Genomic DNA, 15,608 nt, shown 5'->3' with positions numbered 1-15,608 from the left:
TGCGCATGCTCGGCACCGTCGTGGGCCCGCACCACACCCACATGATCCCCAAGGGGCTGCCCGGCGAGGGGAACGTCATGGTCTACGACAACGGCGGCTGGGCCGGCTACGGCGACCCCTGCCAGCATAGCAAGACCGGCCTCAAGGTCACGCGCCGCGACGGCAGCCGCGTCGTGGAGTTCGACCCCACCACGCTCGAGATCAAGTGGGAGCTCAAGGACACGAGCGGCGTGGAGGGCTTCGCATTCAACGCCCACTACTTCTACAGCCCGCTGACCAGCGACGCCCAGCGCCTGCCCAACGGCAACACCCTGGTGTGCGAGGGCACGAGCGGCCATCTGATGGAGTTCACCGCCGACAAGGAGCTGGTGTGGGAATTCCATTATCCGTACATGGACAACAACGTCATGTACCGCGCCTACCGCATCCCCTACGAGTGGATCCCCCAGCTGGAGAAGCCCGAGGAAGTCGCGATCGAGCCCATCGATATCGCCAAGTTCCAAATGCCAGGTGCGCATTTCGTCGATCCCGAGGAGAATGTCGTGCGCGTGGAGGGCGCCGTCGCCCCCGCTAGCGATATGGCTGAATGCGTGGAGGGCCTCGACTAGCAGCCGTTCCATTCCTCGCAACGAAGTTTGGGTCATTGACCGGAACGTATAACGGCCGGGATGTCGAATCGGCGTCCCGGCCGTTCCGTATTTTTTTCATATTTCATCGACAGCTAGGTAATCACTGATGAATTTGGCTTCACCTTCCCCATCCCCTCCGGATGATGATCTTTCAGGCGGCTGCCATTTAATTCGCCTGAGGCCGACGAAGCGATTAATAACTCGGTGTTTCCCTAGATGCACCGGTGAATTCCGCCTTGGCCGGGGACGGCGGGCTGAGTGCCGGAGCGGCGAAAGGCGAGCGAGCGCACCGGCGTGCGTGAACGGGGATCGAGCCGCTCCGGCGCCAGCATGTCGTTCTCGGGCCGGCGGAATTCGTCAGCGGTTTCCTAGGGTGGGGTGGAAGGCGTTTGCGTTCATCTCATTGGACTGCCGGGAGCAGCGAGCTGTATCGGGCCATTTTTCGAGCTAAATCGCATTTTGGAGCAGAGATTAACGACCCGGGTTCCAATTAAAGAGGATAATCGCGAAATTGTCCTTCGACTCCTACGGAGAAGGTTTTCGAGATGGTTGGTGATCAGGGCTTATTGCAGGAGAATTGCCCGCCGCATCTATCTTGCGCATGGCAAAGCGCGATTATGTTCAAAATTTGGCCCGGACAAGAGGAAAGCGCCTCGGAAAGCGCGATTACCCCGCATAAATGGCCCGCGCGCCTTTGATGAGATGGAAGCGAACCACGAACCTCATTGCTATCGTCAGGTGGATGCAGCGTTCCGGAGCCGGGGCATGGTTACCGATACGGGCATGGTTGCCGATACGAACCGGATCGGCAACCATGCCCCGGCTTTCGATCATTGGACCGTAGGCGTTGCTAAGGATGCGCCAGGGTCCTGAATGTGTTCCGAGCTGATGTTCGGCTTTGACGACTGCCCAAGGGGTGACTGCCCAAGGAGGGAGGCCATGCGTTGCCGCCCTCCAATTAGAGGAACCCACTGCTGCAGAATAGGCTCATCGATTCCGAGGCCGGGAGGTCTTCCCGCGTAAGGCAGGCCCCGGTCTCTTGTCCGTGTGTTGGCGTGGATCTATCGGATTCCATGTCGGAGATGCAAGGACAAGGGCGCTCCCGACGGGCGAGCGTATCGCGCAGGTTGCGCATGGCATGTGAGGGATTCGGTTCCCCCTGAGGCTGTCTAGAAACTCTTACCAATCTGTTCAAACATACTGTCATATGAGTAGAAGTCTCAGAGGGAGTTTCTAGACAGCCTCCCCTCGATACCGCACATGAAAAACCCTCCCGGAGGAGGGTCCCGATGCCATGGAACTATCGGATCCCATGGTTGCTGCAGAGGTGTGAACCTATCAAGCGATGATCTCGTTGATCTTGTCCTCGAACTCCTCGATGTCGTGGTCGCCAGCCTTCTTGCTCACGACCTCGCCGTCCTTGAAGAACAGGATCTGGGGCACACCCTTCAGCGAGAAGCGCTGGAACAGATTGCGCTGTTCCTCGACGTCGACCTCGTAGAAGCCGAACTTGCCCTTGTAGTCCTCCTCGAGCTCTTCCAGCTTGGGATGGACCGCTTGGCACACGTGGCAGGTCTTGCGGGTGAACATGACCAGGCAAGACTCACCGTCATCGTAGGCGATCTCGTCGAAGGTATCGGAATTGAGTTTCTGCATGATAATTTCCTATCTTTTCATTTCCCATCCACCTGCTGTTATATCACGAGAGGGTGGGAATCACATCGCAAAACGGTTGATGCCAACGCACTGTCACAAGTCTCGTTGACGCATGCGATAGCGCGTTGAGCAGAGGAAGAGCCCCGGAATCATCTGAGGCTCTTCGCGATATCTAAGCTGCGTGTGCAACGTAGATGAGGTTCGAGACTAGTACTTGAACGCCGCGGAGGTGCGGAACGTCTCGCGCGAGAAGATGTAGTCGTCGATGAGCTTGTCGCTGAACGGGATGCCCGTGACGGAGAAGAAGCGCTCCCAGCCGATGCGCTGGATCCACTCTCCCAGGCGCTCGCCCTTCTTGGCGCCGTCCTTCCAGCACTCCACGATGTGGCGGATAGCCTCCGTGCACTCCGGCCAACGCGGCGGGGTGTTCGGCAGGAACGGGATGACCATGCGCGAGAACTCCGGGTTGGTGCGGGCATTGGACACCTTGCCGCCGATCATGATGGCCAAGCCGTCGTTTTCGGCGTCGCAGATCTTCATGCCGGGGCTCATGGTATAGCAGTTGCCGCAGTACATGCAGCGCTCTTCAACGACCTTGACGCTCTTGTTCTTCGGATCGGGGCGGATGGCGCCAGTCGGGCAGCACGCGACGAGCGTCGGGATCTCGGAGGATTTGCGGACCGTCTCGTGGTCGATGACGGGGGCAACGCGGTGGATGCCGACGATGGCGATGTCGCTGCAGTGGGCGGCGCCGCACATGTTCAGGCAGCATGCCATGGAGATGCGCAGCTTCGCGGGCAGCTCGTCGTCGTTGACGAAGTACTCATGCAGGTCGTCCATGACCGCCTTGACGATGCCGGAGGCGTCGGTCGCGGGGGTGTGGCAGTGGACCCAGCCCTGGGTGTGCACGATGCTGGTGAGAGCGTTCTTCGTGCCGCCCACGGAGTAGCCGAGTTCGGTGACCTCCTTGATGATGGGGTCGACGTTCTCTTCCTTATCCGTCAAAAACTCGATGTTCTGGCGGCTGGTGAAGCGCAGATAGCCGTCGCAGTATTTGTCGGCGACGTCGCAGAAGTCGCGGATGGAGTCGACGCTCAGCAGACGGGGTGTGCCGGCGCGGACCGTCCACAGGGTGCCTGCGGGGCCGACATGCTTCAGCACGCCGGGCTTCGGGAACTCGTGGTACTCCCATTTGCCGTAGTTGGCCTGCACCATCGGATGCAGCTGGTCTTTGTAATTAATGGGCCCCTGGTCGGTTTTGGCCCTAACTTCTGTAGCCAATTATGATCGCCTCATTCTTTCTGTAGCGTAAAGTGAATCGGTAGGCGGAAGGTTTCGCTTCCGGTTGCGGTTAGGCCTCGGCGGATTCCTTCTCGATATCCTCCGGCTGCCAGAACACGTAGGGATTCGCACGCGGGCGATATACCATCTGGGGCACGGCGGGCATGTCGATGCCGCGCAGGAATGCGCCCATGCCGAGACGGTAGATGGTCTCGCCGAGACGCTCGCGGGTCTTGCCATTCTCGTCCCACCAGTCCCAGATGCGGTTCACGAGGTCCTTGAACTCGTCGTAAGGCGCATCCATCTTCATGAAGGGCACGAGCACCCAGGACATGTTGGCAGATTTGACGATGGTGGACTTGGCGCCGACCAGGATGGTGGCTCCCTTTTCCTTGCCCTGCTTGATGGCCTTGGGCATCATGTTGATGCACTGCATGCAGCGGGTGCATTCGTCGGTGTTGCAGGAAAGCTCGTCGGATTCCTTGTCGTATTTCAGGCACTTCGTGGGGCACACGTCGATGACGCGGGATTTGATGGGGAAGCCTTCGGCGACGTACTTCTTGACCTCGTCGTTGTCGATGGTCAAGCCGTCACGCCAGGTACCGATGACGCTGATGTCGGCGCGGGCGGCAGCGGCGACGCAGTCGTTGGCGCAGCCGGACATCTTGATCTTGGACTTGTAGGGCCACATGGGGCGGTGCAGCTCGTCCTGGAACTCGTTGGTGATATCGAGGCACATATCCAACGTATCGTAGCAGGCATGCTCGCAGCGGCCGGGGCCTACGCAGCAGCTGGGGGAGCGCAGGTCGCTGCCCGAACCGCCGAGGTCGATACCGTGCTCGGCCAACTCGTCGTATGTGGGCTGCAGCTGATCGGTGGTGGTACCGAGGAAGATGATGTCGCCGGTGGAGCCGTGCATGTTGGTAAGACCGCTGCCGTGCTTCTCCCAGATGTCGCAGATCTCGCGCAGCTTGCCGGTGCTATAGAACCAGCCGCTGGGGGCGGAGATGCGCATGGTGTGGAACTCGCGCAGTGCCGGGAACTGCTCAGGCAGGTCGGTGTAACGGCCGATGACGCCGCCGCCGTAGCCGCGAACGCCTACGATGCCGCCGTGCTTCCAGTGGCCGATGTTCTCCTCATAGGAAACCTCGAGCTGGCCAAGAAGATCTTTGCTCATATCGTTCTTGGCGGCCTCGCGCTTGATTTCCTTGACGAAACTAGGCCAAGGGCCCTTTTCCAGTTCGTCTAGCTTCGGGGTCTTTACCTCTTCAGCCATATCCTCTCCTTCTTCTCCCACGATTTCCCCTTTAGAAACCGTTTCTTCTTACATCTCGGTAACGGTGATGGCGCCGCTTGGGCAAACGGAAACGCAGGACATGCAGCCCAGGCATTCCGCTTCGTCGCCGGAAACGAACGCATGGCCATCTTCGAACCCAAGGATGTGGGCCGGGCAACCGTCGGCGCACGAGTCGCAACCAGTGCAGGTGCCTTCGTCGATCGACACAATGAACATGACAACCTTCCTTTCGTCAAAGTGCGCGTTCAAGCCTCTCCGCGCACACTTTCACAACGTATTCATATTTAATCACTAAGCGAATTTATAGGAAAATACCCACGGTTGATATGGGTATTGCGTTAACCTATGACCAGCTTGATTTTCGATATTCTGCCTGCTCAGATGGACTATTTGGAGTTTAAACGGTAGTTTTGAAATAGATATTAGCTATTAACAATATTAAAAAACTATGGCAAATCAAATGATCGCGTGCCGAATGTTGGTGTAAGGGGCCGCTTCCCTTGCCGCAGAAAGCAGGAAGCGGTTATCGCCTAGAATTCTAATTGCTGAAGTTAGGATTCGTAGAAAGGCAATAACCGCATATGGACAAGATACACGAGATCGCGAGCGACGGGGCCGAGATGCCCAGATTCGACGACGGCATGGTGAACATGGCCGAGCTCATCAGGGTGATGGCCGAGTCGCTCGTCAACGAGATCGTGGACGCCCGGGCCGACGAGGCATGCGAGGCCGGCAACCAGAGGAACGGCTACCGCGAGCGCAGGCTCACCACCAGCGCGGGCACCATCAACCCCAGGATCCCGAAGCTGCGCGCGGGGAGCTGCTTCCCCGAGGACCTGATCGAGCGCTGCTCGCGCGTCGACCGCGCCGTGGTCGCCGCCGTGTCCGGGATGGTGGCCAACGGCGTGTCCGCCAGGAAGGCGAAGCGCGTGGCGCAGTCCACGGGCATGGACCGCATGAGCGCCAGCCAGGTGTCGAGGACGTGCTCCTCGCTCGACGACGCGGCCGCCGACCTGCAGGAACGCGACCTCTCCGACGTCAAGCACCCCTACGTCTGGCTCGACGCCACCTACATCAAGTGCAGGGACGACGGCCGCGTGCAGTCCGCCGCGCTCGTCGCCGCCATCGGCGCGGGTTCGGGCGGCTGCAGGCGCCTGCCGGGGCTCGGCGCCGTCGACGCCGAGCCCTACGACGGCCGGAGGGCCTTCCTGCTCTCGCTGCGGGCCGCGCGGCGTCGAGGGCGTCGCCTGCGTCACCAGCGACGCGCACGAGGGCCTCAAGCGCGCCATCCAGGAGGCGTTCCCGTCCGCCGCGCGGCAGAGACGCATCGTCCGCCTGATGCGCAACGCCGCAGGCAACGCGCCGACCAGGCAGAAGAGGGGCGCCGTGCTGGGCATCCTGAAGGCCGTGTTCGCCTCCCGCGACCCCGAGCTGGTGCGCGAGCTGTACCAGCTGGCCACAGAGCAGATCGAGGGGTTCTGCCCCAAGGCCGCCGAGGTGCTCGAGGAGGCGGAGGCCGACGCGCTGGCCTACCTCGACTTCCCCTACGAGCACCGCGTCAGGCTGCGCACCAACAACGTGCAGGAGCGCGCCAACCGCGAGCTCAAGCGCCGCAGCCGCGTGGTGCAGGTGTTCCCGAGCAGGAAGTCGCTCATCAGGATGATGGGAGCGGTGTTCTCCGAGATGGACGAGGACTGGGCGGGGCGCCGCTGGTTCAACGACGACTCCATCGGCAGGGCCGTCGAGGGCGCCAAGGTGAACGCGCCCGCGCCCGCCTACGAGGGCACCGCCGCCGAGCATGCGGCCAGGATCATCGCGCTCGTCGTGGCCGACAACCCCGTTGCCGGCAGGAAGGCGGCCTGACATGCGCTAGAATGACGGCATTCTAGGTGATTCTCGGTTCCTCGGGCAGCCTGCGGCTACCCTCGAGAACCGAGCTCTACACCAATATTCGCGACACTACCAATCAAATCTATTACCATAAGACGGGATCGAAAAAAATCCCGCCATCTCGAACTGTCATCGAGATGGCGGGAAGGGACGCTTACATCAGCGGATGTAGGACGGAGGCGGTTCCAGACGATCCTATCCGAGGAATTCCAGGAAATGCCCCTCGGTGCTTTCGAGCGCCTCGACCATGATGTCTGCCAAGCCGGTGTACTGTAGATTGTATGTGCCCGTGGCCTTGTAATATTTGAAGATGTCGCGAATGGACCCCTTGCAATTGGAGCAGGGAGCACACACGATCTTCGGCAGGCTCTTGTCCGCCATCTCCTCGGGCGTGAATGCGTTCAGGATCTGCTCGAACTTCTTGCGGCTGCTCACCTTGGTGCGGAACTCGTCGAAGCCGAAGGAGCTCATGATGGCGAAGCCGCTCCCGCCGCCGCAGCAGTAATTGTCGACACCGTGGGGCGTCATCTCGCGGAAGTTGGGGGCGATGGCGCGCAGGATCTCGCGCTGGGGCTCCACGATGCCGAGTTGGCGCACGTAGTTGCACGGGTCGTGCAGCGTGACGGGGTAGGGGATCTTGTTCGGGTCGAGCTTGATCTTGCCCGTGCAGACCAGATCCGCCATCAGGGGGATGAAGCTCTCCACGGGGACGCGGTCCTCGGGCGCGACCATGCGGTCGCCGCTGATCGCGAGCGACTTGTGCATGTGGCCGCACTCGCCGATCACGATGCGGCGCACGCCGAGCTTCTTGGCGACCTCGTACTGCTTGGAGACGATCTTCTTCGCCTGGACGTCATCGTACCAGACGCCGTAGTTCACGCCGTCGTAGCCGAGCATCTCGGAGCTGAGCGTCCAATCGATGCCCGCCTCGTCGAGCAGGATCGCGAATGCGGTGGGGTTCTCGGGCCATGCGATGAACTCGCCGGCATTGTGCATCAGCAGCACGTCGGCGCCCTCTTTGTCGATGGGGAACTTGATCTCGCGCCCGGTGAGGTCGGACATGTCCTCCTCGATGAACTCGATCGTGTCGAGGAACGCGGGCTTGGTGAGGCCCGTGGTGGATCCGACCTTCAGCTGCAGCTCCGTGCCCTTCTCATGCAGCGGGGTGGGGGCGATGCCCATCTCCTCGCTGAAGATCTTGCGGATCTCGCGCGCGGCAAGGCCGTTGTCCAGGCCCAGCGGGCAGGTGGACGCGCAGCGTCGGCACAGGTTGCATCGGTAGGCGCTTTCGCCAAGCCGCGCGATGCTCTCCCAGTTGACCTCCACGTCGGCACCCACGAATCCGCCCAGCAGCTTGCCGGAGGGCGTGAAGTACTTCTTGTACATGCGGCGAAGCACGTCGATGCGCCAGCTGGGACGGTAGATCTCGTCGCCGTTGCTCTCCTCGTAGATGTGGCACGCGTTGGAGCACGTGTTGCACTTCGCGCAGAACTCGAGCGTCAGCGCGAGGGGCATGGCGGCGTTCTTGTTGGCGTCGGAGAAGAGCTTTTCCAGGCCCTTCAGGAACTTCTGGACGAACTCGTCCTCTTCTTCCTTGGTCTCGGGGCGGTTCAGGCCGTCGAGAGCGATGTAGCCGTCGAGCGAAGCGCAGTGCTTTTCCGCCCACTCGGGCTTCTTGTCCTTGAAATCGGGGTCGAGGCCGTTGGTGTCGTAGGGGGCGGGCAGAGGCTTGATATCGTCAACGGGGGACAGGACGGCACCCTTATTCTCGGCGATCTCGCGCGCCCTGAGATGTTTCGTGGATACGGACATGTCTTATTCCTCCGATTCGGTCTTAGGTGCGGGCATATGCGCGGACCATTGGGTAGCGGGCTTCTGGGCGGCGGAGCGCTTGAAATTGCGCTCCGTCTTGCTGCCGGGGACATTGGGATCGTTATCCCAAAGCACCGAGCGGAAGCTGTAGAACTTGCCCACGTAATGCCCCATCTTGCTGACGGGGATGTAGAGCAGCAAGAAACCGAGCAGGATGAAATGGACGATCATGAGCGGCGAGAGCGTCGTCGCGGACATCGTGAAGACCTGCTTGGCGATGACGAACGGCGAGGCGCCCGTGGTCCAGCAGACCTCGCCCGTCACCAGCACGGCGAGGATGAGGAGCAGGTTGAAGAACTCGGCGGGGGTGGTGTACACGCGCAGGCCCTCGTCGGTGACGCGGCGGATGAGCAGGATCGCGGCGCCCAGCGTCGCCAGGCAGAATCCGATGACGCCGACGATGCCGGTGAAGACCAGCAGCCAGGAGGGGCTCCACGCGACGGTGATCAGAAGCAGCACCGACCAGGCGAACAGGAAGTACAGGCCCCAGTGGAAGATGAATGACGGGCCCCACATCGCGCGCTGGTTCACATACAGCTTCTTGATGAGGAACATCTCCTTGAAGATGTCGATCGTCTCCGTGCCGCGGTCGATCGTGCGCGGCTTGTCATTCCACCACTCGACCTCCTCCATGTAGGATCCTCCGTACGCTGCCCTCTTCTTGCCTTCCTTCGGAACGGGATACAGATCGAACCGGGAATGCGTAGCCATCTTCGAGTACTTGCTCGCTTTGACCGCGGTCAGCAGGAGGAATCCCACGAAGGCGATGATAACGAAAACGGATACCAGTGTGGTTGCAGGCATTTTAAACCCCCTTCGCGCAGCGGGCCGGGGGCTCCCATACCATCACCGGCCACGATCTGCATTTTCTCCAAGTAAAGACTATGCCACGGGCACCTATCTGGTGAAGATGGGAATATGCAATCGGGGTATTGATAGTTTTTATGGCATAATCGGAATATTCACGTGTGGAACTCCTAAGGGGTTTGCCCTATTGTGTTCTGCGTCTGGTCGTCATTCTTGGATTAGAGGGAATCAAGTGGCTGAGAAACCGAAAACCGTTGTCATCGTGGGCGGTGTGGCCGGCGGCGCAAGCGCCGCGGCGCGCCTCCGCAGGCTCGACGAGACCGCGAACATCATCATACTGGAGCGCACCGGCTACGTCTCGTACGCAAACTGCGGGCTGCCGTATTATATAGGCGGCGCCATCAAGGATCGCGATCGCCTGACGCTGCAGACCCCCCAGAGCTTCAGGGAGCGATTCAACGTGGACGTGCGCGTGAACTCCGAGGCGGCATCCATCGACCGCGCGGCGAAGAGCGTGCACGTGCGCGATTTGAAGGGCGGCGGGGAATACGACCTGTCCTATGACGCGCTTATCCTCTCACCGGGCGCCCGCGCGGTGAAGCCCCGGATCCCCGGTATCGACGGCGAGCGCATCTTCACGCTGCGCAACGTCGAGAACACCTTTGCCATCGATGATTTCATCAGGGATGCGCGGCCTGCCTCCGCCGTCGTGGTGGGCGCGGGCTTCATCGGCATGGAGATGGCCGAGAACCTCGTCAAGCGCGGGCTGAAGGTGACGGTCGTCGACAAGCTCGATCATGTGATGCCCACGCTGGATGCCGATATGGCCGCCCTGGTGCAGAACCAGATGTACGACGAGGGCGTGCTGTTCCGCAAGTCGGCGGGCGTCACCGGCTTCGCTGCGAGGGAGGGCGGCGTCGAGGTCGATCTGGACGACGGCTATGCCCCCCTCGAAGCGGATATGGCGATCCTCGCGATCGGCGTGGAACCCGAAAGCGACCTCGCGGCGGCCTGCGGGTTGGAGCTGGGCGTGCGCGGTGCCATCAAGGTGGACGACCGCATGCGCACGAACGACCCCGCTATCTACGCCGTGGGCGATGCGGTGCAGGTGAAGAACCGCATCACGGGAGAGGACGTCGCCATTCCGCTGGCCGGCCCCGCGAACAAGCAGGGGCGCATAGCCGCGGACAACATCTGCGGCATCGAAAGCACCTACAAGGGCAGCATCGGATCCTCGGTCATGAAGTTCTTCAACCTGACCATCGCCTCGTGCGGGCTGACCACGCGTGCGGCCGAACAGGCGGGAATCGATTTCGACTTCGTCATCACCAATCCCACCCAGCATGCCACGTACTATCCCGGGGCGCAGTACTTCATGCTGAAGGTCCTGTACGAACGCGGCACCAAGCGCATCATCGGAGCGCAGGCCGTGGGTCCGGACGGCGTGGACAAGCGCATGGACGTGCTCGCCGTGGCCATCGCGCAGGGCATGACCGCCGACGACCTGGTCGATCTGGAACTCTGCTACGCGCCCCCGTACGGCGCCGCCAAGGACCCTGTCAACATGATCGGCTACGTCATACAGAACATCATGGACGGCCTGGTGGAGACCGCCCCCTGGAGCGTCGTGGAAAATCCGCCCGAGAATTCGATGCTGGTGGACGTCCGCAGCAAGAAGGAATTCTCGCAGGACCATCTGGACGGCGCGGTCAACATCGACGTCGACGGGATGCGGGAGAAGCTTCCCGATCTCGACCCGTCCGTCACCTACCATATCTACTGCCAGGTGGGCATCCGCGGCTATATCGCCACGCGCATCCTCACCCAGAACGGATTCAAGGCGAAGAACCTGCAGGGTGGCTACTCGTTCTACAATGCGGTCGATTACGCCTCATGGCGCAAGGAGGCGACGTCCGCCTGCGGCATGCCGGTGTGACCCGGCGGCATCGCGATTTTCTGTTGATGGTTTTCCCGGATCGAGAGGAGAGCGAGCGTGTCAACCCTCGAGCAGTTTGAAATATTCAAAGAGGTTGCCGAGGCTGGCAACATCACGCAGGCGTCGAAGCGCCTGCACATCAGCCAGCCGAGCGTCAGCGTCCAGATTCAGAACCTCGAGAAGGAATACGGCGCGGAGCTGTTCAGCCGCACGAATCGGGGCGTCGTGCTCACCGAACCCGGCAACATCCTGTACGAGAAGGCCATCGTCATCCTCCATCTGATCAAGCAGGTGAAAGAGGATATCAGCGCGTTCGAGGCACACCAGAACAGGTACATCCACATCGGGGCGACCATGACCATCGGCGAGTACCTGCTGCCGCGCATGATGCAGATGGTGCCGCCGGATGGCACGCCGCCGCGGTTCAACGCCCATATCGGCAACACGCGCGAGATCGCCCAGGAGGTGCTCGAGCGCACTCTGAGCATCGGGCTGGTCGAAGGCCCGGTGCCCCTGAACGAGGACCTGGTGCTCGAACAGTTCTGGACCGACGAGCTGGTGCTAGTGGTGTCGATCAACCACCGGTGGAGCAGGCGCACGGAAGTGGAGTTCGAGGAGCTCGCGACCGAGCGCTTCATCACGCGCGAGGAGGGGTCGGGCACGCGCCGCACGTTGGAGCAGGCGATCCAGCGCAGCGGATTCGACCCGGGCGTGCTGAACGTTGTCATGGAGCTGAACAGCACCCAGGCGATCAAGGAGACCGTCGCGGCCGGTCTGGGCGTGACGATCATCTCCGCGCTCACCGTGCAGGAGGAATGCCGGCAGAAGCGCCTGACCATGCTGCGCATCAAGAATTGCCAGCTGGTTAGGCCCCTCAATATCATCACCTGCAGCAGAGCGAGCTTCACGCCCGAGGAGAACTGGTTCTTGGAGCAGATCCGCTCGCGCGAGACGCTGCGCCCCTACATCCCCGTGCCCTTCCTGCCGTATCCCGCTTCCGACAACGGGGAGATCCGCTACAAGGCGGATGAGACGCATCCGCAGGCGATTTTGGGAAAGGTCGGCTCCAGCCCGGAGGAATAATAGACTGGCATATTCCGCGCCCTGCGCTATAATCCGCATTTGCCCCTGTCGTCTAGCGGCCAAGGACGCCGGATGTTCAATCCGATAACGGAGGTTCGAATCCTTCCAGGGACACCATGGATCCCCACGCCATTCCCCCGGATGGCGTTTTTCATTACGGGGCGCCTGCAATTTCCATTTACCATGCTCGCAACAAGGGCAAACGGCTACAATAGCGAACCGACGAGTACCGGGGCGGCGCCGCGCCGCCCGAGAAATAACCTTGGAGGAAGCATGCTCGAATTGCAAGACGTCGTGTTCGACGCACCGGTGGCGGAAGGCTCCACCGAGATGCGCCGCATCATCGACGGCATCTCACTTTCGATCCCCGAAGATCGTTTCGTTGTCATCACGGGTCCCAACGGCGGCGGCAAGAGCACGCTTGCCAAGCTGATCATGGGCATCGAGGAGCCCACCGGCGGCAAGATCCTCTTCAACGGCGTCGACATCACCCACGCATCCATCAGCGAGCGCGCCGAGCTGGGCATCGGGTACGGATTCCAGCAGCCGCCCCGCTTCAAGGGCATGAAGGTGAAAAAGCTTCTGGAGCTCGCGGCGGGGGAGCGCCTTCCGCTGTTCGCCTGCAACGAGTATCTGGCGAAGGTAGGCCTGTGCAGCGCCGATTGGCTGACGCGCGAGGTCGATAAGAACCTTTCCGGCGGCGAGGTAAAGCGCATCGAGATCGCCACGCTTCTAGCGCGCGATCCGCACCTGGCCATATACGACGAGCCCGAGGCCGGCATCGATCTGTGGAGTTTCGACAGGCTCACCAGCACGTTCCGCCAGATCCACGGCGCGCGCGATGGCCATACGATCATCATCATCAGCCATCAGGAGCGCATCATACAGCTGGCGGACGAGGTTGTGCTGTTGAAGGACGGCACGATCGCCGGTTCCGGCACGCCTGCCGACATGATGGAGAAGCTCGGGTTCATCCCGCGCGTGAATCCCAACGAGGCGTGCACGTTCAGCGAGCCGACGGACATCAACGTCGGCGAAATCAATGTACATTGCTAAAGGGAGGTCACCATGGCAGTAGATCTTTCACCCATAGACGAAAACCTTCTCGCGACCATCGCGGGGCTCCACGGCATGCCCAGCGGAGCGTTCAACATCCGCCGCAACGGCGAACTGGTGAGGCGCAGCAACAGCGCCTTCATCGAGATCGAGACCAAGGACGACGTGCCGGGCATCGACATCCGCGTGAAGGACAACACCCGCGGCGAGACCGTGTACATCCCCGTGGTCATGAGCCAGGTGGACATGAAGGACATCGTGTACAACACGTTCTACATCGGCGAGAACTGCGACGTGAACATCGTCGCGGGGTGCGGCATCCATAACGAGTCGCACCAGTCGAGCCAGCACGACGGCATCCACGAGTTCTTCGTCGGTAAGGGCAGCCGCATCAAGTACAGCGAGGTGCACTACGGCGAAGGCTCGTCCGACGCGACCCGCATCATGAACCCGGTGACGAAGGTGCATTTGGGCGAGAACGCGTTCTGCGAGATGGACATGAGCCAGCTCGCAGGGGTGACCAGCACCAAGCGCGAGACGGATGCCGATCTGGCGGCGGGCGCCAAGCTGATCATCACCGAGAAGATGCAGACCGCCGATGACCAGTGGGCGGAAAGCAACATGAACTTCGAACTCAACGGCGAGGACAGCAGCGTGCAAGTGGTGAGCCGCAGCGTCGCGAAGGATAATTCGCGCCAGGTGTTCAGCCCGCTGGTGGTGGGTCGCGCAGCCTGCCGCGGGCACGTGCAGTGCGACAGCATCCTCATCGGCAACGGCCAGGTGAAGAGCGTGCCCGCCATCGAGGCGGCAAGCCCCGATGCGATCCTCATGCACGAGGCGGCCATCGGCAAGATCGCGGGCGAGCAGATTATCAAGCTGCAGACGCTCGGGCTCACCGAGGAGGAAGCCGAGCAGGAGATCCTCGACGATTTCCTCTCGTAGCCTCTTCGGCGAGATAATCAGAACGCAGGGCGGGGCGATGCGCGAAAGCGTTTCGCCCCGCCACTTGTTTCATGCGCATTGTGTTGTCGCGCGGGGCGCGAGCAAAGCTGCAGACGCCAACTTCGACGCTTTCCAGCCTTTCGCATGAACTGAATCTCGGATTTCGAGGTCATATGCGCCAACTTCGGCAGTATCTAGCCTTTTGAGAGGCTGGTCTTGGCGGATCGCTTCGAATTTATTTCTATTTTGCCTGGTCAGAAACTTGATTGAAATATATGGGCTTTTCTGCAGACTGCGAAAGGGCTTGAAACCCTCGAAGTTGGCCCTATAAAGTCGAAATAACGCTTTCCAGGTTATCGAAAGACTGGAAACCCTCGAAGTTGGCCCAAAGGAGGCTCGATGGCATTACGCGAATCCCGACGTGATCCGTCATCTTCCCGTAGGCCCGATACCTGCTGCGTTCGGCATTATTACTAGATGCATCTCCTATCCTCATTGCGCATATTTCAAACGGTTAGCTGGGAATTCCATCTGCGAAAAAAATGCTCAGACGCATTGCATACCAGGCCAGTTCGGGTTGGGTGTAAGATCTGCGGGTTTCATGGTTTTGGCTCCGATGTCATCGCAGGACGGCTTTCAGGCGTCGGTGAAGGAAATGTCCTCTTCGGGAATTTGAATTTTCCGCCGGGAAATCGGCTCGAGTTCCTTCGCGATTCGATGAAAGGTCAGTGGCCGATACGCGTCAACAGCCAATGGCGCATCTGCTTCAGGTTCGAGAACGGCGATGCTTACGATGTCGAATTTTGCGATTATCACTAGAAGGTATGAAAATGGCGACCACGAACGACGCTCCGATCCGATGCAAGCCGGCAACGCCTGGCGAGATCCCACGCGAGGAGTTCATGGAGCCGATGGGGATCGGCGCTTCCTTCCTTGCCCAGGCGATCGGTTTTTCCCGCCAAAGCATTTACCAGGTGCTCAATGGGTCGCGAGCGATAAGCGCCGATATGGCGATTGCCCTGGGGGAATGCCCAATGTCATTAACTTAAGCGAGTGACATGCAAGCCGGCATCGCTTAGAACAAGCCCCCGCGGCGGTTGATTCGCCGCGGGGGCTTTTTCTGTTCGCCCGGTTTTCGTCCGCTGGGGGCGGTGGGTGT

The 15,608-nt window shown here is 60.7% G+C and carries 13 protein-coding genes, 1 tRNA gene and 1 pseudogene; 9 read left to right on the top strand and 6 right to left on the bottom strand.

The features are described from left to right. Positions 1-608, top strand: a 608-nt coding sequence (locus NOV21_RS06320) for an aryl-sulfate sulfotransferase (RefSeq protein ID WP_283171784.1), incomplete at its 5' end; no start/stop codon positions are given. Between the two features lie 1,359 nt (positions 609-1,967). Here the strand turns inward: NOV21_RS06320 and NOV21_RS06315 are convergent. The 4 genes from NOV21_RS06315 to NOV21_RS06300 all read right to left on the bottom strand — a co-directional run bounded on the left by NOV21_RS06315 (position 1,968) and on the right by NOV21_RS06300 (position 5,079). Continuing rightward, positions 1,968-2,285 carry a thioredoxin family protein gene (locus NOV21_RS06315; RefSeq protein WP_283171686.1) on the bottom strand — a complete coding sequence of 106 codons (318 nt, stop codon included), beginning with the start codon at positions 2,283-2,285 and terminating at the stop codon, positions 1,968-1,970. A 207-nt stretch (positions 2,286-2,492) separates the two neighbouring features. Next, complete coding sequence (gene dsrB / locus NOV21_RS06310) at positions 2,493-3,566, bottom strand: dissimilatory-type sulfite reductase subunit beta (protein WP_283171687.1); 1,074 nt, start codon at positions 3,564-3,566, stop codon at positions 2,493-2,495. Between the two features lie 70 nt (positions 3,567-3,636). Next, on the bottom strand, positions 3,637-4,842 hold the full coding sequence (gene dsrA / locus NOV21_RS06305; protein WP_283171688.1) for a dissimilatory-type sulfite reductase subunit alpha: 1,206 nt from the start codon (positions 4,840-4,842) through the stop codon (positions 3,637-3,639). Positions 4,843-4,890: 48 nt separating this feature from the next. Next, positions 4,891-5,079, bottom strand: coding sequence for an ATP-binding protein (locus NOV21_RS06300; RefSeq protein WP_283171689.1), 189 nt, complete (start codon positions 5,077-5,079; stop codon positions 4,891-4,893). A gap of 365 nt (positions 5,080-5,444) precedes the next feature. On the opposite strand from NOV21_RS06300, the pseudogene NOV21_RS11355 reads away from it, so the two are divergent. Then, a pseudogene (locus NOV21_RS11355) lies at positions 5,445-6,726 on the top strand (IS256 family transposase). 222 nt (positions 6,727-6,948) lie between these two features. Here the strand turns inward: NOV21_RS11355 and NOV21_RS06285 are convergent. Then, a complete protein-coding gene (locus NOV21_RS06285) occupies positions 6,949-8,565 on the bottom strand; it encodes a (Fe-S)-binding protein (RefSeq protein WP_283171690.1) in 1,617 nt (538 codons plus the stop codon). 3 nt (positions 8,566-8,568) lie between these two features. Next, positions 8,569-9,429: a hypothetical protein gene (locus NOV21_RS06280; protein ID WP_283171691.1), complete on the bottom strand. Its 861-nt coding sequence runs from the start codon at positions 9,427-9,429 to the stop codon at positions 8,569-8,571. 235 nt (positions 9,430-9,664) lie between these two features. On the opposite strand from NOV21_RS06280, the gene NOV21_RS06275 reads away from it, so the two are divergent. From NOV21_RS06275 to NOV21_RS06245, 7 genes are all read left to right on the top strand, one after another. Beyond that, the gene (locus NOV21_RS06275) at positions 9,665-11,368 is read left to right on the top strand and encodes an FAD-dependent oxidoreductase (protein WP_283171692.1); all 1,704 of its coding nucleotides are present in this window, start codon (positions 9,665-9,667) and stop codon (positions 11,366-11,368) included. A 57-nt stretch (positions 11,369-11,425) separates the two neighbouring features. Continuing rightward, positions 11,426-12,451, top strand: a complete 1,026-nt coding sequence (locus NOV21_RS06270; protein ID WP_283171693.1) for a LysR family transcriptional regulator — start codon at positions 11,426-11,428, stop codon at positions 12,449-12,451. A gap of 41 nt (positions 12,452-12,492) precedes the next feature. Continuing rightward, positions 12,493-12,568, top strand: a tRNA-Glu gene (locus NOV21_RS06265). Positions 12,569-12,724: 156 nt separating this feature from the next. Beyond that, positions 12,725-13,507, top strand: a complete 783-nt coding sequence (locus NOV21_RS06260; RefSeq protein ID WP_283171694.1) for an ABC transporter ATP-binding protein — start codon at positions 12,725-12,727, stop codon at positions 13,505-13,507. Positions 13,508-13,519: 12 nt separating this feature from the next. After that, positions 13,520-14,449, top strand: coding sequence for a SufB/SufD family protein (locus NOV21_RS06255; RefSeq protein ID WP_283171695.1), 930 nt, complete (start codon positions 13,520-13,522; stop codon positions 14,447-14,449). Between the two features lie 477 nt (positions 14,450-14,926). Continuing rightward, the gene (locus NOV21_RS06250; RefSeq protein WP_283171696.1) at positions 14,927-15,268 is read left to right on the top strand and encodes a type II toxin-antitoxin system RelE/ParE family toxin; all 342 of its coding nucleotides are present in this window, start codon (positions 14,927-14,929) and stop codon (positions 15,266-15,268) included. Positions 15,269-15,279: 11 nt separating this feature from the next. After that, complete coding sequence (locus NOV21_RS06245; protein ID WP_283171783.1) at positions 15,280-15,498, top strand: HigA family addiction module antitoxin; 219 nt, start codon at positions 15,280-15,282, stop codon at positions 15,496-15,498. Positions 15,499-15,608: the final 110 nt, after the last annotated feature.

Origin of the sequence: Curtanaerobium respiraculi (genome assembly GCF_024609215.1) — a bacterium.
Taxonomy (GTDB): domain Bacteria; phylum Actinomycetota; class Coriobacteriia; order Coriobacteriales; family Eggerthellaceae; genus Curtanaerobium; species Curtanaerobium respiraculi.
The sequence above is the reverse complement of the archived record's forward strand: the minus strand, read 5'-3'. Positions and strand labels throughout refer to the sequence as shown.